The organism is Streptomyces sp. CC53, assembly GCF_001865245.1.
In the GTDB taxonomy this organism is placed as follows: domain Bacteria; phylum Actinomycetota; class Actinomycetes; order Streptomycetales; family Streptomycetaceae; genus Streptomyces.
This window is the reverse complement of the sequence record NZ_MKXB01000055.1, coordinates 14,120-32,220: the sequence shown is the minus strand read 5'-3', so window position 1 is coordinate 32,220 and position 18,101 is coordinate 14,120. Positions and strand designations below refer to the sequence as shown.

The following is an 18,101-nucleotide window of genomic DNA, read 5'->3' as shown; positions in this document are numbered from 1 at the left end:
AGCATGCAGGACGGTGCTCAGTCGGTGTCCGTCGCGGCCAGCACCGCCAGCCGTCGGCCTTCTGGGGAGACCGAGGCAAGGCCGATGTCCCAGGCCACGCGCTCGAACCACTTGGTGGCGGCGTCGAAGCCGTACCAGGCACACTCTCGTGCACGTGCTTCGACCACCTCAGCAGGGACACCCTCCGCGGCCCCGGCGAGGCAGGCCAGGGACTGCCACGCGGCCAGTCGGCCGTAGGCACCGCGAGCACCGGAGTTGTAGGCCCCTCCCGAGGACGCGGCGGCGAAGAGCACCCGCCATGCCTGGTCCGGTGGACAGGCCACGACCGAGAAGGCGGTCTTCCTCCCCGCGTCCTTCAAGCACTGCAGCCCCAGCGTCAGCAACGCACTCGGCACCGATTCGGCGTCGAGAGGAGCTGCCAGGCCGAAGACTCGTGCCTCGATTCGTCCGTTCGATTCCTCGGCCCAGTTCGCCGCGGCCGCGCTGATGCGCTTGGCAACGGCGGGGGTCGTCGTCTCCTCGGCCGACGGCACTTGCGCCCCGCGTTCGACCACCACACGACCGTTCTCCAACGAGCCGTACGGCATCGAATGGCTGCTGCCCCGGGTGCTGTAGCTCGGCAGATCCAGCTGTCCTTCCACGTCCGACAGCGCCATCGGCAGCCATCCCAGAGGGTGGTGCCTCCAATGCGGCGATGTCGCCCACCCTGCGATCCCCGGCGTCTCCATGACTGCGACACCCCTGAGTACGAGCTCATGGACGAGGCAGGCACGCAGTTCCTCAGAGGCGTTGCCTGTGAACGCCTCGGCGAGTTCCTCTGCCGGGTGGCTGGAGGCCAGCAAGGATGCCGTGTAGTGATCCAGCTTCCTGTGGGCGGCTTCCGTCGAGGAGACCAGGCGTAGCGCCTGCCTCACGTTCCCCGGGCCGGGATTGGTGGCCAGAAGCCGGAGCAGGTAGTCGAAGACGCTCCCGTACTGCCAGATCGGCCTGGGTTCGGAGCCGTACGCCCCGGCGAGCGCGATACCGAGGTCCGCGATGAAGGCGGCGTCTCCTTGTGCCAGACGGCGGTCGGCCACCTTCCAGACGTCGGTGACGCTCTTCAGGCCCGGCAACTCCGTCACGATCTTCTGTATGCGATCAGCCACAGCAACGGAGCATAGGCGTCCCGCAGCGCGGAAGCGACGGCATTTCCCCAGGTCATCGCAGCCCTCTCAGTCCCCGCACTGCTTGAGCATCATTGCCTTGTCCGAGGCCGTCACTGGGAGCTCATACTTTGCCGCGACCTGCGCGAACCGCACCACGTAAGAGCACCGGATCGCCTTGTTCGGCGGCAGCCAGGACGCCGGCCCGGAGTCGCTCTTGGCGGAGTTCGCGGATCCCGAAACCGGCAAGAGGTTCAGCACGTCGTTGGCCAGCCGCTGCCGCTTCTCCTTGCTCCAGCGAGCGGCGCCCATCTGCCAGGCGTACGACAACGGCACTACATGGTCTATCTGCACTTCGGCGGCCTTCGCCTTCTTCCAGACGATGTCCTTGCCGGTGTACGGGTCGTACAGGTCCATCGAGACGACCACGCAGTCGGAACCGGCCCGAAACCGAACGTTCCGCCCATGCAGCTTCAGCAAGTCATTCCGCGTGTCACAGCCGTTCCGGGCCAGTGGCACACCGTCCGCCGTATCCATCCACGCGTAGCCGAACTCGTCCCGGTCGTATCCGGTCTTCGGCCCTCGCCCCTTGGTCGACAGCTTGGAGATCAGCTCACGCGCTGTCGTCTCGTCCTTCTCGGACGCGATCGGGGCCAGCCCTGGACTGATTCCGTCAGGCTCGGCCAAAGGATTCGTCCCGTACTCGGCGGACGAGCCGCCACCTGTCGAACCGCTCTCACCGGAAAGCCCGCCTCCCGTGCAGCCCGCCAGAGACGCCCCGACAACCAGCACGGCGCCGGCATGCAGCACGCCGCTCGTGAGACACCGCTTGGACACGCAGCCACCCCGCCCCTGAGACACATCACCGTGAGACATCTATGCCGCCAACATAAGGTCGTTGGCGAACTCCCGCCGCTTGTCCGCGTCCCACTGCCGGGCGCCCTTCTGCCAGGCGTCGGACAGCGCCACCACGTGGTCGATGTCGACCTTGCCGTCGCCCCGCGCGAAGGCGATGCGCCGCCCCGTGTACGGGTCCTCCGGCAGGACGCCGCGCGCCACCTTGCAGCGCCGGCGGTCCTTGTACGCCACGTCCACCGCGTCGCGGGCGAGTATGTCCTCACGCGTACCGCAGCCGTTGCCGTCCGTGTCGGCCCAGGCCCGGCCGAACTTCTCCCTCTCGTACCCCGTCTTCGGCGCCCGCCCCTTCACGGTGAGAGAGTCCACGGCGGCCAGCGCCGACCCGCTTCCGGCCCCGGAACGCCCGCCGCCGCTCCCGTCGTGGGAGCAGCCGGACACCAACAGGGCAGCGGCGAGGGCGGCCACCGGAGCCGTACGGAGCAGTCGAGGGGCGGGCATCCCCGCATCCTAGGCGCCGGGGGCCCGCGCCCCCGGCGGCAGGGGCGCCTTCGGGCCGCCCGGTGCTCGGGCCGCCGCGAAGGCCGGCCGGCGGCGTGGCCGTTCGGCTCACCGTCCGGACCCCTCGCCACGGCCCACGCCGTGCGGTGGGGCCCCGGCTGCCGCCGCGGGCGGACCACAGCGTGGTGCAGGGCACGGGCCCGGCGCGGCAGTGCACAGGCCGGGCTCAGAGGATCAGCAGCAACGCCCGGGAGACGAACGCCTCGATCGCCTGCTTCGCCTCGGTGTCCCGCGCGTCCCGGTCCGCCTGCTCCTGTGCGTGGGACACCTAAGACGTGCAGCGGTAGGCCCGCTCGGCGGCGAGGACCACCTCGCGGCCGTCGGTGAGGAGCTTGACGCGGTACAGCGCCTGCCGGGCCGCTGTCCGCAGGCGGTGCGCTTCGTCCCGCGCCCTGAGGAACGCCTCTCCGTCCGGGTCCTCCAGCTTGCGGTACCAGCGGTCCGACTGGCCGTGGCGGTAGTCCTCCGCCGCCGCGGCGAACGCGCTGTAGTGGCTATGCGTTCCTGCCGCAGCGCCTCGGACCTCGTGAACACCTCACTCCGCCGGGAGGCGAGACGCTGGAAGGTGTGCGTGATCACCGAGCCCAGCAACGTACCGGCAACCGCTACGGCACTCGTCCAGATGGCTTCCATGCCGCCAGTCGACCACAGGGAAGCGGGTCCGAGGCGCCGGAAGGACCTTCCCCTCTCCGCCCCGGTCCCCGCGTTCCCGGACGCGACCCCCCGCCCTTCTGACGCGCCTTCGGCCGACCGGGCGGCGCCGGCTCCAGAAGCCGGCCGGCGGCCACGGCCGGGGCGTCGACGGCACGCCCCGGGCCGCGGGCCCGCCGGTCCGGACGAAGAACCGGCTACGAGCCCAGGATCGTCGTCAGGAACTCCCCCGTCCACGCCAGCAGTTCACGTCCGACCAGCGGCTTCCCGCCGATCTTGCCGGTCTTCGGGCGGGGCACCAGGACCTGGTGGGCCGCCGGCTTGATGACCGTGCCCGGGTGCAGCCGCTTCAGCCGCAGCTCCTGCGACTCGCGCAGCTCCACGGGCGCGAAGCGGACGTTGGGGCCCTGCAGCACGATCTCCCCGACCCCGCAGGCCCGCGCCAGCATCCGCAGACCGGCCACCAGCAGCAGGTTCTCGACCGGCTCCGGCAGCTTGCCGTACCGGTCGACGAGTTCCTCGCGGACCGCCCGGATGTCCTCCTCCGAGTTCGCGGAGGCGATGGACCGGTACGCCTGGAGGCGCAGCCGCTCGCCGGGCGCGTAGTCGTGCGGGACGTGCGCGTCGACCGGCAGCTCGATCTTCACCTCCAGCGGCGGCTCCTCCTCGACACCGCCCTCCAGGGAGGCCCGGTAGTCGGCGACGGCCTCGCCCACCATCCGCACGTACAGGTCGAAGCCGACGCCCGCGATGTGCCCGGACTGCTCGCCGCCCAGCAGGTTGCCCGCGCCGCGGATCTCCAGGTCCTTCATCGCCACGTACATGCCCGCGCCCATCTCGGTGTGCTGCGCGATGGTCGCGAGCCGCTCGTGCGCGGTCTCCGTCAGCGGCTTCTCCGGCGGGTAGAGGAAGTACGCGTAGCCCCGCTCCCGCCCGCGGCCGACCCGGCCGCGCAGCTGGTGCAGCTGCGACAGGCCGAAGTTGTCGCCGCGCTCCACGATCAGGGTGTTGGCGTTGGAGATGTCGATGCCGGACTCGACGATCGTCGTCGACACCAGCACGTCGAACTTCTTCTCCCAGAAGTCCACCACCACCTGCTCCAGGGCCTGCTCCGACATCTGCCCGTGGGCGGTGGCGATCCGCGCCTCCGGAACGATCTCCCGCAGCCGGGCCGCGGCACGGTCGATGGACTCGACGCGGTTGTGGATGTAGAAGACCTGCCCCTCGCGGAGCAGTTCGCGGCGGATCGCGGCGCCGATCTGCTTCTCCTCGTACGGCCCGACGAACGTGAGGACCGGGTGCCGCTCCTCCGGCGGGGTCGTGATGGTCGACATCTCGCGGATGCCGGTGACGGCCATCTCCAGGGTGCGCGGGATCGGCGTGGCCGACATCGTCAGCACGTCGACGTTCGCGCGCAGCTTCTTCAGCTGCTCCTTGTGCTCGACGCCGAAGCGCTGCTCCTCGTCGACGATGACCAGGCCGAGGTCCTTGAACTTCGTCTCCGACGAGAACAGCCGGTGCGTGCCGATGACCACGTCGACGGAGCCCTCCCGCAGCCCCTCCAGGGTGGCCTTGGCCTCCGCGTCGGACTGGAACCGGGACAGCGCCTTCACCACCACGGGGAACTGCGCGTACCGCTCGCTGAACGTGCCGAAGTGCTGCTGCACCAGCAGCGTCGTCGGCACCAGCACGGCGACCTGCTTGCCGTCCTGCACGGCCTTGAACGCGGCCCGCACGGCGATCTCCGTCTTGCCGTAGCCGACGTCGCCGCAGATCAGCCGGTCCATCGGGACCGTCTTCTCCATGTCCTCCTTCACCTCGGCGATGGTGGACAGCTGGTCCGGGGTCTCCGCGTACGGGAAGGCGTCCTCCAGCTCCCGCTGCCACGGGGTGTCCGCGCCGAAGGAGTGCCCGGGCGCGGCCATCCGCGCCGAGTACAGCTTGATCAGGTCGGCGGCGATCTCCTTGACGGCCTTCTTGGCGCGCTGCTTCGTCTTCGTCCAGTCGGCGCCGCCCAGCCGGTGCAGGGTGGGCGCCTCCCCGCCGACGTACTTGGTGACCTGCTCCAGCTGGTCGGTGGGGATGTACAGCCGGTCGCCGGGCTGGCCGCGCTTCGCGGGCGCGTACTCGACCAGCAGGTACTCGCGGGTGGCGCCCTGCACGGTGCGCTGCACCATCTCGATGTAGCGGCCCACGCCGTGCTGCTCGTGCACGATGTAGTCGCCCGCCTCCAGGGTCAGCGGGTCGATGGTCTTGCGGCGGCGCGTCGGCATGCGGCGGCCGTCCTTGCCCGCGGCCTTCTGGCCCGACAGGTCGGTCTCCGTCAGGACGGCGAGCTTCAGCGCGGGGTCGACGAACCCGTACTCGATGGACCCGCACGCCACCTGCACCACCGACGGGGACAGCTCGGTGAGGTCCGCTTCGAGGCGGGCCGCGACGCCCTCGCCGCCCAGCACCTCGACGGTGCGGGCGGCCGGGCCGTGCCCCTCGGTGACGTACAGGACGCGCCAGCCGTCGGCCAGCCACCCCTTCGTGTCGGCCAGGGCGCGGGCGGTGTCGCCGCGGTACGCCTCGGCGGCGTGCATGCCGAGCTGCAGGGTGTCCTCGTCCAGCTCCGCGTCGGCCGCGAACGGCGACACCGACCACCACGCCATGCCGAGCTCCCGCGCCCGGTCCCGGACGTCGGCGATGCCCCACAGGGAGGCCGCACCGACGTCGATGGGCGCCTCCCCGCCGCCCGCGGTGGCCGCCCACGACGCCTGGAGGAACTCCTGGGAGGTCGCCACCAGGTCGGCGGCCCGGGTCCGCACCCGCTCCGGGTCGCAGACGACCGCCAGCGAGCCCTTCGGCAACACGTCGAGCAGCAGCTCCATGTCGTCGACGAGCACCGGCGCCAGGGACTCCATGCCCTCGACGGCGATACCCTCCGCGATCTTGCCGAGGAGTTCGCCGAGCTCCGGGTGGGCCTCGGCGAGCGCCGCGGCCCGCTCCCGCACGTCCTGCGTCAGCAGCAGCTCCCGGCACGGCGGCGCCCACAGCCCGTGCTCGGCGACCTCCAGGGACCGCTGGTCGGCCACCTTGAAGTACCGGATCTCCTCCACGTCGTCGCCCCAGAACTCGACGCGCAGGGGGTGCTCCTCGGTGGGCGGGAACACGTCGAGGATCCCGCCGCGCACGGCGAACTCGCCGCGCTTCTCGACGAGCTCGACCCGCTGGTACGCGGCCGCCGCGAGGCCCTCCACGACGGCGTCGAGATCCGCGGCACGCCCGGTCCGCAGGCTCACCGGCTCCAGGTCGCCCAGCCCCTTGACCTGCGGCTGCAGCACGGACCTGACGGGCGCCACGACGACCCGCACCGGCCCCGCCGCCGGGTCGTCGGGCGACGGGTGGGCGAGCCGCCGCAGCACGGCGAGGCGCCGCCCGACGGTGTCGCTGCGCGGGGACAGCCGCTCGTGCGGAAGGGTCTCCCATGCCGGGTACTCCACGACGGAGTCGGGGTCGAGCAGCGACCGCAGGGCCGCCGCCAGGTCCTCCGCCTCCCGCCCGGTCGCGGTCACGGCCAGCACGGGCCGCCCGGCGTCGCGGGCGAGCGCGGCCAGCGCGAAGGGCCGCGCCGCGGGCGGACCGACGAGGTCGACGTGTGCCCGGTGCCCGTCGGCCGCGGCCTCGACGGCCTCGGCGAGGGCGGGGTCCTTGACGACGACGTCGAGCAGACCGTGCAGACTCATGAACTTTTCCGTCCGTGGTCGGGGGGCGGGCCGGGTGAGGTGGCGCCCTCGGAGGCGTGCAACGCGAAGAGCCCGACACGTGCGACGGGCCGGGTGGTCCCAGCGTACGACGCCGGGCCCCCGGCGACCGGGCGGAAGGCGCGGGCCGGGCAGAGCGAGGGAGCCGGCGCCAACCTGTCGGGCGGACCGACGGGGTCGACTCCCCGGAGCTCGCCGACGAGGTCAAGGAGCTGCTCGACACGGATCCGCACGCCCACGTCAGTGCCGTCACGCCCTGGGAACTCAGCGTCAGGCAGGCCCTCGGCAGGCTGGACTCACCCGCGGATCCGCCCGAGCGCAGCGCGCACTGCCGGCTCAAGCCGCTGCCGGTCACGGCGGAGCACGCCATGCGGGCGGGCCGCCTGTCCCTCCAGCGCCGCGACCCCTTCGACCGCATGCTCGTCGCGCAGGCCCGGGCCGAGGAATCGACGATCAGCACGTGCGGGGTCTGGATCCCGAAGTACGACGTCCGGGTCCTGCGGGTGTGACGGTGGCCGTGCCCGGCACGGACCGACCGGACCACCCCCGTCGAACGAACGGCACCCCGGCGAACGACCGCGACGGCGATCGGCGGCGCGGCCGGCGAGGCGGGACCAGGGCGACGGACCGGCGGCCGGCGGGGCGGGACAGGGGCGACGGGACGGCGGCCGGCGAGGCGGGACAGGGGCGACGGGACGGCGGAGCCCGGCACCGGAGAGCCCTCGACTCCCGGCACCGGGCCCCCTCCCGCCGGGCGCCCCGGGTCGTCACCGGGCGCCCACGACCGCGCGCTCACCCCGCCCCCGCCCCACGCCGCCCGACAGGAGGCCCCACCGCAGGAGCCCCACCGCGGAGCAGCCGCGGGGAGCCCGCCGGGCGGGGCCGGGGCGGCGCCTCCCGGGCCACTCGCCGGGAGGCGCCGGGGCGTCACTCCGTGGCGATCGCGGCCAGCACGTTCATCCGGCCCGCCCGGAACGCCGGGACGAGCGCCGCGACGAAGCCCACCAGGGCCGAGCCGAAGAACACCGTGACGATCGTGGACCACGGGATCTCCAGCACGTGCAGCCCCTGGAGCGCCAGCAGCTTCTGCGCCGCCACGCCCCAGGCCATGCCGAGGCCGAGCCCCAGCAGCGCGCCGAACAGGGCGATGACCACCGACTCCAGGCGGATCATGCGGCGCAGCTGCCGCCGCGACAGGCCGACCGCCCGCAGCAGCCCGATCTCCCGCGTCCGCTCCACCACCGACAGCGCCAGCGTGTTCACCACACCGAGCACCGCCACGATGATCGCCAGCGCGAGGAGCCCGTACACGATGTTCAGCAGCTGGCCGACCTGCGCCTGGATCTGCTCCTTGTAGTCGGTCTGGTCGTACACGGCGTACTGCGGGTACCGCTCCAGGGCGTCCTTCAGCGCCGCGTACACGGCCGCCTCCTGCCCGTCCTCCGCCTGCACCAGCAGCAGCCCGGGCTCGGGGAGCCGGTCGGCGGGCACGTACCGCTCCAGCGTGGCGGGGGACGTGTACATCATGCCCTTGTCGATGTTCGTGTCGTCCGAGGTGACCGCCCTGACCGTGAGGGTCGCGGGCCGGCCGCCGGGGAAGACGACCTTCAGGGTGTCGCCCACCGCCACGCCGTGCTTCTCGGCGTACTCGCTGCCGACGGACACCGCGTCCTTCCCGTACGCCTCCCTCAGCTCACCCGCGACGGTCTCGCGCCGCACGTCCTCGACGTACGTCACGCCGGTCACCGCCACGTCGGCGTCCGCCTCGGTCCCGTCCGGGGCCGTCACCGCGGCCTGCACGTACCGGTACTCGGTGACGTGGGCGAGGCCCGGCGCCCCGGTCACGGCGGCCCGCGCCTGCGGCACGACCGGCACCGGCTGGCCGGGGTTGGCGGGCTGCACCAGGAAGTCCGCGCCCACCGACCGGTCCAGTTCGTCCGCCGCCGACGCCGTCATCGACGAGCCGACCACGGACATTCCGGCCACCAGCGCCAGCCCGATCATCAGCGCCGCGGCGGTCGCCCCGGTGCGGCGCGGGTTGCGCAGCGCGTTGCGCTCCGCCATCCGCCCGACGGGCCCGAACGCCCGCAGCACGACCGCGCTCAGCGCCCGCACGCCCCCGCCGACCAGCAGCGGCCCGACCACCACGAACCCGACGAGCGTCAGCACCACACCGGCCCCGAGGAACAACGAGCCCGCGGCTGCCTCGTCCGCCCGCGCGGCGGCCACCAGGGCGGCGGCACCGGCGGCCGTCAGCAGCAGCCCGGCGGCGCCGCGCACCCGCCCCGCGGCGCGGCTGTCCGCCGCGGTGCCCGCGTCCCGCAGCGCCGCCATGGGCGACACCCGTCCGGCGCGGCGGGCCGGGACGTACGCCGACAGCAGGGTCACGACCACGCCCAGCACCACACCGACGACGGGGGTGGTCCACTTGACGGTGAGGTCCTGGGTGGACAGCTCCATGCCCAGGGCGCCCATCAGCTCCATCAGGCCGACGGCCAGCCCGACCCCGGCGGCCACGCCGAGCGCGGAGCCGAACAGGCCCAGCAGCAGGGCCTCCGCCAGGACGGAACGGTTCACCTGGCCGCGGCTCGACCCGACGGCCCGCAGCAGTCCCAGCTCGCGGGTGCGCTGCGCGACGAGCATGGAGAAGGTGTTCACGATCAGGAAGACGCCCACCAGCAGGGCGACCCCGGCGAAGCCGAGCATGGCGTACTTCATGACGTCGAGGAACCCGGCCATGTTCTCGCTCATGGCGTCGGCCGCCTCCGCTTGCGTCTGCAGCCGGTACGCGCCGGCGTCGCCGCCCAGCGCGGCGGCGATGTCCCGCTTCAGCTGCTCGTGTCCCACACCTGCTTCGGCAGCGACGTTGATGTGGGTGAACAGCCCTTCCCTGCCGAGGAGTTCACGCTGCACGGTGGCGGTGTCGTAGTAGAAGACGGCCGCGCCCGGGTTGGTGATCCTGAAGGTGGCGATACCGGACACGGTGCTGGTGAAGTCGCCCTTGACGGTGATCGTCCGCAGTTCGTCGCCGATCTCCAGCCCGTGCTTGGCGGCGGTGTCCGCGTCCACCATCACGTCGGTGGGGCCCCGGGGGGCGTGGCCGGAGCTGATCTCCATGGACCGCAGGTCGTTGCGGGTCCAGTTCCCGGCGATGGTGGGGGCACCGCTGGTGGGTCCCAGGTTCGTGTTGCGGGAGTCGACGACGGTGACCTCCGCGGACGCGACGACGCCTTCGGCGTCGGCGACGCCGTCGGCCGCCGCGACCCGGTCGACGAGCGCCGCCGGCAGCACGTCGGCGCGGCCCGGCGCCGGCGCCCCTCCGTCGCCGTCCTCCGCGGCGGGACTGACCGTCACGTCGGCGGCGGAGACCGTGAACAGCTTGTCGAAGGTGGTGTTCATGGTGTCGCTGAACACCAGGGTGCCGCTGACGAACGCCACCGACAGCAGCACCGCCACCGCGGACAGCGCCATGCGGCCCTTGTGCGCGAGGACGGTGCGCAGGGAGGTCTTCCACACGGTCACGACGTGCGCCCCCGCCCGTCGAAGTCCTTCATCCGGTCGAGGACGGCCTCGGCGGTCGGCGCGGTCATCTCGTCGACGATGCGCCCGTCCGCGAGGTACAGCACGCGGTCGGCGTGCGAGGCCGCGACGGGGTCGTGGGTGACCATGACGATGGTCTGCCCCAGCTCGTCGACGGACCTGCGCAGGAAGCCGAGCACTTCGGCACCGGCCCGCGAGTCGAGGTTGCCGGTCGGCTCGTCCCCGAAGATGATCTCGGGCCGGGCGGCGAGGGCCCGGGCGACGGCGACCCGCTGCTGCTGTCCACCGGACAGCTGGGCCGGCCGGTGGCCGAGCCGGTCGCGCAGGCCGACGGTGTCGACCACCTTGTCCAGCCACGGACCGTCCGGCCTGCGGCCCGCGATGTCCATCGGCAGGGTGATGTTCTCGATCGCGGTGAGCGTCGGCAGCAGGTTGAACGCCTGGAAGACGAAACCGATCCGGTCGCGGCGCAGCCGGGTCAGCTTCTTGTCGTTCAGCCGCGTGATGTCCACGTCGCCGAGGAGGATCTCCCCGCCGGTGACGGTGTCGAGCCCGGCGAGGCAGTGCGTGAGCGTGGACTTGCCGGACCCGGACGGGCCCATGATGGCGGTGAAGCGGCCGCGGGCGATGTCCACGTCGACGTGGTCGAGGGCGACGACACGGGTCTCCCCCGACCCGTACGCCTTGACGACCTGCCGTGCCCGCGCGGCGACGGCCGTACGCCCTCCGGTACCCCCGTGCTGGGGAGTGGTGACAGCCGTGGTCACGGTGTGCCTCCTGGCGATGGATGAGAACGACGGGGAAGGTGCCGGTCGGTGTCCGGACACCGGCCGGCCTTCCGGAGCCGGAGCCGACCCCCGCGGCCCGCAGCCGGAGTCCCGGGCCCGCAGCAGGGCCCCGGGACTCCGGAGCGGTCCGGCTCCGGCTCCGTAAGGACAAGGTAAGGACAGGCAGGTCACCGGCTCGTCCTCCGGCGGTACGACCCCACCCGGGTTCCCCCCGGGGCGCTCCCCCTAGGGGTCCGGGCCGGTCCGGATGAGAAGGTGTCCGGGGCACGGGCGCGGCGCAGGGGCGGACGAGCGAAGGGGCGGGCCGGGTGGCGGCGCACGAGGACGCGGGGAGAACGGGCCCGGAGCGGGCGGCGGGGCGCGACGACGCGGGGGGAACCGCCCCGGACGGGGCGCCGCGGCACGGCGGCGCCCACGGGACACGACCGGACCGTAGGGCGGGGCCCGAGCACACCGGCACAGCTGCCGATGGCCGGGCGGCGGCACCCGCACCCGCACCCGCACCCGCACCCGGAACGGCCACGGGACACCCGGCGGCACACCGGCGCGCAGAGGCCGCAGACCCGGGGCGGGCTGCCGGGCCGGGGGACGCGGGCGCGGCCGCGCCGGCCGCGGGGCCCCGCCGGGGGCCGGTGGTCGCGGCGCTGATGCTGGCGATGGCACTGGCCGCGCTCGACGGCACCGTACTCGCGACGGCGGTCCCGCAGATCGTCGGCGACCTCGGCGGCTTCTCCGTCTTCTCCTGGCTGTTCTCCGGCTACCTGCTCGCCGTGACGGTCACCCTGCCCGTGTACGGCCGGCTCTCGGACACCTACGGCCGCAAGCCCGTCCTCGTCGGCGGCATCGCGCTGTTCGTGGCGGGCTCGCTGCTGTGCGGCGCGGCCTGGAGCATGGCGTCGCTGATCGCGTTCCGGGTGGTGCAGGGCCTCGGCGGCGGGGCCCTCCAGGGCACCGTGCAGACGATCGCCGCCGACCTGTACCCGCTGGAAGAGCGCCCGAGGATCCAGGCCCGGCTGTCCACGGTGTGGGCGGTGTCGGCGGTCGCCGGGCCCGCGGTGGGCGGGCTGCTGGCGGCGTACGCGGACTGGCGCTGGATCTTCCTGGTGAACCTGCCCCTCGGCGGCCTCGCCCTGTGGCTGACCGCCCGGTACCTCGTCGAGCCGGCGCGGCCCCGCCCCGCGGAACGCCTGCCCGTGGACTGGCCCGGCGCGCTGCTGCTGCTCGGCTCGGGCACGCTGCTGCTGGCCGCCCTCGTGCAGGGCGGCGTGGCGTGGCCGTGGCTGTCGCCGCCGTCGCTGGCCCTGCTGGGCGGCGGCCTCACCCTGGTCGCGGCGACCGTCGCCGTGGAACGCCGGGCGCGCGCCCCGATCGTGCCCGGCTGGGTGTGGCGCCGCCCCACGATCGCGGCGGTGAACCTGGCCCTCGGGGCACTGGGCCTGCTGATGGTCGCCCCGGCGGTGTTCCTGCCGACGTACGCGCAGACGGTCCTCGGCCTCGGCCCCGTCGCGGCGGGTTTCGTCCTGTCCGTGATGACCCTGAGCTGGCCCGTCAGCGCGTCCCTGTCGCACCACGTGTACCGCAGGGTCGGCTTCCGCCAGTCGGCCGTCATCGGCATGACCGGCGCCCTGCTGGTCCTGCTGGCCTTCCCGCTCCTGCCGTACCCCGGCGCGGCGTGGCAACCCGCCCTGCTGATGCTGGCGCTGGGCGCGGCCCTCGGCCTGTTCCAGCTCCCGCTCATCGTGGGCGTGCAGGCGACGGTGCCGTGGGCGGAGCGCGGCACGGCGACGGCCTCCGTGCTCTTCTGCCGCCAGATCGGGCAGAGCCTCGGCGCGGCCCTGTTCGGCGCCGTCGCGAACGCCGTCCTCACCGCCCGCCTCGGCCCGGCCGGCGGCGACCTGGACGCGGTGGCCCACGCCCTCGACCCCCCGGGCGCCGCACCGCCGCCGGAGCCCGTGCGCCGCGCCGTCGACGCGGCGGTCGACCACGTGCACCTCGGCGCGGCCGCCGCGGCGGCCCTCGCCGTGCTGGCCCTGCTCCTGGTCGCCCCGCGCCGCTTCCCGGTGCTCGCGGACGACGACGCCCCCGGCCCGTGACCCGCGGGCCCCTGCCGGAGAGCGGCGCGGACCGGGGCGGGGCCCGCTGGTCAGGATGAGGGGCCCGCCCCACGGACAGGGGGCGCGGCCGCCCTCCCGGCGGCAGCCGCGCCGCGCCCCTTCAACAGCCCCGCCGCACCGCTACGGCAGGCGGGCCCGCATCACAGCAGCCCGTCCCACATCTGCTCCAGCAGGACCGACCACCAGCTCTCCGGCGACGACAGCGCCGCCGGGTCCAGCATCGCCAGCTGGGCCTGGAAGTCGACCGTCCAGCGGCCCGCCTGCTCCGGCGTCAGCCCGTACCGCAGCCGCCACATGCGGCCCAGCAGCGCCATGCACCGCGTGAACTCGGGCAGCCCGGAGTTCACGAACTGCGGCGCCACCGACCGGCCGCCCGGGCCCGCCTCCACCGGCACGGCGACGATGTGCGCCGTCCCGTACTGCACGCACACCGCACGCCCGAAGTCCGAGCCGACTACCAGGTACGAACCCGCGTCCGGCGCCGGCTGCACGCCGCGCTGCGCCGCCAGCTCCGCCAGCGTCGGCACCACCGGCTGGGCCGGCTGCGCCCAGAAGAACGGGCCGAAGTCCGCCGGGAGGCCCGCCCACACCAGGGTGCGCGCCACCAGGTCCGGCACGCCCTGCCGGGACACCGCCCGCTGGTCGAACCGGCAGATGCCGTGCGGCCCGAACGCCGCCGCGAGCTCCTGCGCGACGCCCTCCGGGGGCAGCGGAGGCGCCGGCTGCACCTGCGGCAGCGGGGCCCGCACGGGCGCCGGGCGGGCCGGGCCGTCCGCGACCTGGTGCAGCTCGCCCTGGTGGGCCAGCAGTTGCGCCATGCCCTGCCGGCGGCTCGCGTGGTCCCTGCCGTACGAGGCGATCGACGTGATCCGGGCCTGCGGCCACGTCTCCCCGATCATGCGGGCGCAGTACCCGCCGGGCAGCTCGCAGCTCGCCAGCTCCGTGTGCAGCTCCAGCACCTGCTGCGGCGGGACGTTCATGGCCCGCAGCTCGTGCAGGATCTGCCACTCCGGATGCGGCACGCCCGGCGCCGACCTGCGGATGATCTGCGCCTCGGAGCCGTCGGGGGCGCGGTAGCGCACCACCACCTGGTAGCCGGGACCCACGGTCGGCAGGCCCGAGGGCTGCTGCGGGTAGCCGTACGAGGGCGCCGCCGGCACCGGACCGGGAGGCGCCGGCGGGCCGCCGGGGCCGGGGTGGGCCAGCATCGTCGCCGCCGCGTGCACCCCGCCCGGAGGCGTGCCCGGCGCACCGGGCGGCCCCGGAGGCGCGGGAGGACCACCGGGCCCAGGGTGGGCCAGCATCGTCGCCGCCGCGTGCGCGCCGGAACCGGCGCCCGGCGGAGGCGTCGCCCCCGGCGCGGGCGGCGGACCGGGAGGACCGGGAGGTGCCGGCGGCCCGGGAGGCGCGGGGCGCCCCGGGGGCGGCGTCGCCCCCGCGACCGGTCGGGCCAGCATCGTCGGCGCCTGGTCCACCGGCGCCCCCGGCGGAGGCGTCGCCCCCGGCGCGGGCGGCGGACCAGGAGGACCGGGAGGCGCGGGCGGGCCCCCGGGAGCCGGGGTGGCCGTACCCGCCGCGGGCGTGCCGGGCTTCGGCGCGTCCGGGCTCAGCGCCGCCACCAGCTGCGTCGGCACGTACCCGCCGGCCGGCGCGCCCGGAGCACCCGGACCCGACGCCGCCGGACCCGCCCCCGGCGCACCGGGCGCACCGGGCGGCGGCGTCGGGCCCCCGCCGGGCGCCTCCGCGGGCCGCCCCGCGTCCGGGTCCAGCGCCGGACCCACCGTCGTGCGGGGCAGGCTACTACCACCCTTCATCAGCGCCGTCGGAGCGTCCGCGGGCACGGACGGCGGCGGAGTGTCGTCCTCGTCCGAACCGGACAGCGGCGGCGCGAACACCGTCGCGGGCAGCGGCACCGAACCGCCTTCCCCACCGGACGCGTTCACATCGGTCCACAGCGAACCCGTGTCCGTGAAGGAACCCCCGCCCGTGCCCGGAGCCGTAACCGGTCCCGTGCCCGAGCCGGTACCGGAGTCACTGCCCGGGCCCGGAGCCGCGCCCCCGCCCCTGCCGGCACCCGTGTCACCGCTCGTGCCCGCGCCGGAGCCCGCGTCGCCGCGCGACCCCTGGCCGGCGCCGGTGTCCGGGCCGGTGCCGGTGTCCGGCCGCGCGTCCTCGACCGCGCCGGTACCGCCGTCCGCACGGGTGACCGCGGCGGCCTCCGCGTCCCGGACCGCCCCCTCGCCACCCGGCATGCCCCCGCCGGACACCGCCGGCCCCGGCTCCCCGCCCGGCTCGCCCCCAGACGCCGCGGAAGCCACCGGTCCGGCGGACGCGGCATCCTCCCGCCGGTCCGGGACACCCATCCGGTCCGCCGCCTCCTGCAACCACTCCGGCGGCGTCAACAGGAACGACGTCTGGTTCAGGTCGATCCGCTCCGGCGACCGCACCGGCTCCGCAGGCACCTGCGCCACCGCCCCGTACTCCTCCTCGTACCGGCGGATCACCTCACCCACCGGCAGCCCCGGCCACAGTGTCACCTCCCCGCTGTCCCGGGCGATCACCAGCCGCTGCCGGCCGCCGTCCGACACCGGGCCCTCCGGGCGGTCCTCCGCCCACACCACGAACCCGGAACCGAACTCCCGCACCCGCACCTCCCGGTGCTGGTACGCCGGCACATCGCCGTTGACCCACTCCTCGGCGCGCTCCTGCGCCTGCGCGAACGTCACCATCGGACCGTCCTCACCCCTCGCCCGCCACGACCGGAACCACCCGCGCGAAACCGCCGTCCACCATCAGGTTCGCCACCGTCTCCAACTCCGGCGGACTTCCCGCCAGACGCTCCAGGAACGCGTCGAAGTCATCCCCGCACGGCAGCAACAACCGCTCCATCCGTTCCTCAAGCACCGAACCGTCCCCGTCCCGCGCGTCGTCGTACGGGCAGAACCACACCGAACCCGCACCGGCCCCCCGCACCTTCACCGCCAGCAGACCACCCTGCACGAACCCCACCCCGAGGTAGTCCTTCGTCAGGTGGTCCCGCAGGCACTTGTTCGCATACACCAGGTCGTTGACCGCCGCCTCGTCCCGCACCGTGAAGAACGGCTGGTCCACCAGCAGCCCCAGCTCCGCGTCCAACGCCACCCCCACCGGCGCACAGCCCCCGGCCGCCTTCAGGAACGACCGGTACGCCCCCGGCAGCCGGAACCCCAGGTCCTCCTCGACCCCCTGGACCTGCGACTCGGACACCGCCACACCGCTCTTCGGCACCGCCACGTGCGCCGGACGCGTCTCCTGCAGCGGGCGCGTCCCCCGCTTGCCGTGGTCCACCGGCGCCGTCGCCAGCCCCCCGTGGTGCCGCAGCAGCGCCTTCACCTCCACCGGCACCAGCTCCAGCCGGCGCGACCCCGACACGTGGTGCCACGTCCACCCGTGCGGCGTCGCCACCGGCGCCACCGTGTCCCACAGCGGATGCCCCGAAGCGTGCAGCGCGGCGTTCGCCGACACGTAGTCCGTCAACCGCAGCTCGTCCACCCCGAAACCCTCCGGCGGCTCCGCGATCTCCGCCGCCGCCCGCGCGTACGGCGAGAAGTCCGGGTAGCCGTCCGCGTCCACCCGCACACCCCCCGGGTGGCGAGCGGCCCGCACCGGATCCGGGAAGTGCACGACCTGCCCGGCATAAGCCGCGTTCGGCGGCGCGGCCTGGTTCCCGAGCCGACCTGTCGTCATGGCGGTAGCCCCCTGCTGCTCTGGCTGGTTCCGCACAGCCTATGCCGTGCCCCGACGCAGCCAACCCCGCCTCCGACACCGTGACCAACCGTCACCCCCAGGTGACGTATCGACGACCTTCCGACACACCCGTGCCACGAAACCGCCACCGCGTTTCCCAACACGTCACCGCATTTGGCAGGCTGTCCAGGCAACTCGGGGGATTGCACAGAGGGGATCACCACGCACCATGCACACCGCGCGACCAGCACCGACCGCCACGGCCGCCACCGCGGACACCACCGCGGACACCGCCCCCGCACGCCCGGCCGCCGCACCCGGCGACCCGCGCCTCACGTGGAGCACCACCCCCGACCAGGCGCCCACCCTGCGCCACCGCCGCGACGGCATACTCCCCTCCGTCGGCGCCGCCCTCTCCGTCCGCGGCCACACCCTCACCTGCACCGCCGCACGCGGCAACCACCCGCCCACCCTGCACCCGCTCGTCCAGGACTTCCTCGACACCCTCGCCACCAGCCAGCGGGAACGCTTCACCGGCCGCTGCCCCGAAGCCATCCTCCTCTCCCGGCACCTCACCGCCGCCGAGGACAACCGCTCCAAACGCGCCCGCAGGAAACCCCTCACACCCGGCGAAGCACGCCGCTCCCTCAAGCACGCCAAGATCACCGCACGCCGCATCCGCGAGGACGGCGACCCCCTCCACGGCAGCTACGCCCCGCCCTGCCGCACCTGCGCCGCCCTCCTCGCCCACTTCGGCGTACGCCCCGTCGACCCCACCCACCCGAACGGCTGACACCGCCCCGCCATGCCCGACCTCAACACCACCCGCTTCCCCGTCTCCGTCGACGCCGCCCTCCGCGAAGCCGGCTGGCAACCCGGCCGCTGGGACATGACACAGGCCGAGCACTGGGCCGACGCCCTGCGCGCCCACACCTCCCCCGCCGGCCACCGCCACGAGGTCTTCCCCGCCGCCGTCGA

General features: G+C 74.3%; 12 protein-coding genes and 1 pseudogene. 4 read left to right on the top strand and 9 right to left on the bottom strand.

Annotation, left to right across the window (positions count from 1 at the left end):
• Positions 1–17: 17 nt before the first annotated feature.
• The 5 genes and pseudogenes from BJP40_RS04930 to mfd all read right to left on the bottom strand — a co-directional run bounded on the left by BJP40_RS04930 (position 18) and on the right by mfd (position 6,937).
• Entirely contained in the window at positions 18–1,145 is a 1,128-nt protein-coding gene (locus BJP40_RS04930; protein WP_071278874.1) for a DUF6183 family protein, read from the bottom strand.
• A gap of 66 nt (positions 1,146–1,211) precedes the next feature.
• Positions 1,212–2,018 carry an HNH endonuclease family protein gene (locus tag BJP40_RS04925; RefSeq protein ID WP_079170928.1) on the bottom strand — a complete coding sequence of 269 codons (807 nt, stop codon included), beginning with the start codon at positions 2,016–2,018 and terminating at the stop codon, positions 1,212–1,214.
• A complete protein-coding gene (locus BJP40_RS04920; protein WP_079170927.1) occupies positions 2,019–2,498 on the bottom strand; it encodes an HNH endonuclease family protein in 480 nt (159 codons plus the stop codon).
• Between the two features lie 226 nt (positions 2,499–2,724).
• Positions 2,725–3,191, bottom strand: a pseudogene (locus BJP40_RS31370) (hypothetical protein).
• A gap of 215 nt (positions 3,192–3,406) precedes the next feature.
• Positions 3,407–6,937, bottom strand: coding sequence for a transcription-repair coupling factor (gene mfd, locus BJP40_RS04915; protein WP_071278872.1), 3,531 nt, complete (start codon positions 6,935–6,937; stop codon positions 3,407–3,409).
• A 56-nt stretch (positions 6,938–6,993) separates the two neighbouring features.
• Here mfd and BJP40_RS31365 point away from each other — a divergent pair, with 56 nt between their 5' ends.
• Complete coding sequence (locus BJP40_RS31365) at positions 6,994–7,464, top strand: type II toxin-antitoxin system VapC family toxin (RefSeq protein ID WP_079170926.1); 471 nt, start codon at positions 6,994–6,996, stop codon at positions 7,462–7,464.
• 418 nt (positions 7,465–7,882) lie between these two features.
• Here BJP40_RS31365 and BJP40_RS04905 read toward each other — a convergent pair whose 3' ends face one another.
• Together BJP40_RS04905 and BJP40_RS04900 are read right to left on the bottom strand one after the other, a co-directional pair.
• Positions 7,883–10,477 carry an ABC transporter permease gene (locus BJP40_RS04905; RefSeq protein ID WP_071278870.1) on the bottom strand — a complete coding sequence of 865 codons (2,595 nt, stop codon included), beginning with the start codon at positions 10,475–10,477 and terminating at the stop codon, positions 7,883–7,885.
• A complete protein-coding gene (locus BJP40_RS04900; RefSeq protein WP_071278868.1) occupies positions 10,474–11,262 on the bottom strand; it encodes an ABC transporter ATP-binding protein in 789 nt (262 codons plus the stop codon). The genes BJP40_RS04905 and BJP40_RS04900 overlap by 4 nt, the downstream gene beginning before the upstream one ends.
• 329 nt (positions 11,263–11,591) lie before the next feature.
• Here BJP40_RS04900 and BJP40_RS04895 point away from each other — a divergent pair, with 329 nt between their 5' ends.
• Positions 11,592–13,376: an MFS transporter gene (locus BJP40_RS04895; protein WP_371258600.1), complete on the top strand. Its 1,785-nt coding sequence runs from the start codon at positions 11,592–11,594 to the stop codon at positions 13,374–13,376.
• A 161-nt stretch (positions 13,377–13,537) separates the two neighbouring features.
• On the opposite strand, the gene BJP40_RS04890 is transcribed toward BJP40_RS04895, so the two are convergent.
• Together BJP40_RS04890 and BJP40_RS04885 are read right to left on the bottom strand one after the other, a co-directional pair.
• Positions 13,538–16,126, bottom strand: coding sequence for an SUKH-4 family immunity protein (locus BJP40_RS04890; RefSeq protein WP_071278866.1), 2,589 nt, complete (start codon positions 16,124–16,126; stop codon positions 13,538–13,540).
• A 10-nt stretch (positions 16,127–16,136) separates the two neighbouring features.
• Entirely contained in the window at positions 16,137–17,123 is a 987-nt protein-coding gene (locus tag BJP40_RS04885; protein WP_071278864.1) for an SMI1/KNR4 family protein, read from the bottom strand.
• A gap of 229 nt (positions 17,124–17,352) precedes the next feature.
• On the opposite strand from BJP40_RS04885, the gene BJP40_RS04880 reads away from it, so the two are divergent.
• Both BJP40_RS04880 and BJP40_RS04875 read left to right on the top strand, forming a co-directional pair.
• On the top strand, positions 17,353–17,916 hold the full coding sequence (locus BJP40_RS04880; protein ID WP_079170925.1) for a YwqJ-related putative deaminase: 564 nt from the start codon (positions 17,353–17,355) through the stop codon (positions 17,914–17,916).
• Positions 17,917–17,928: 12 nt separating this feature from the next.
• On the top strand, positions 17,929–18,101 hold a 173-nt coding region (locus tag BJP40_RS04875), incomplete at its 3' end, for an SUKH-3 domain-containing protein (RefSeq protein ID WP_177204301.1).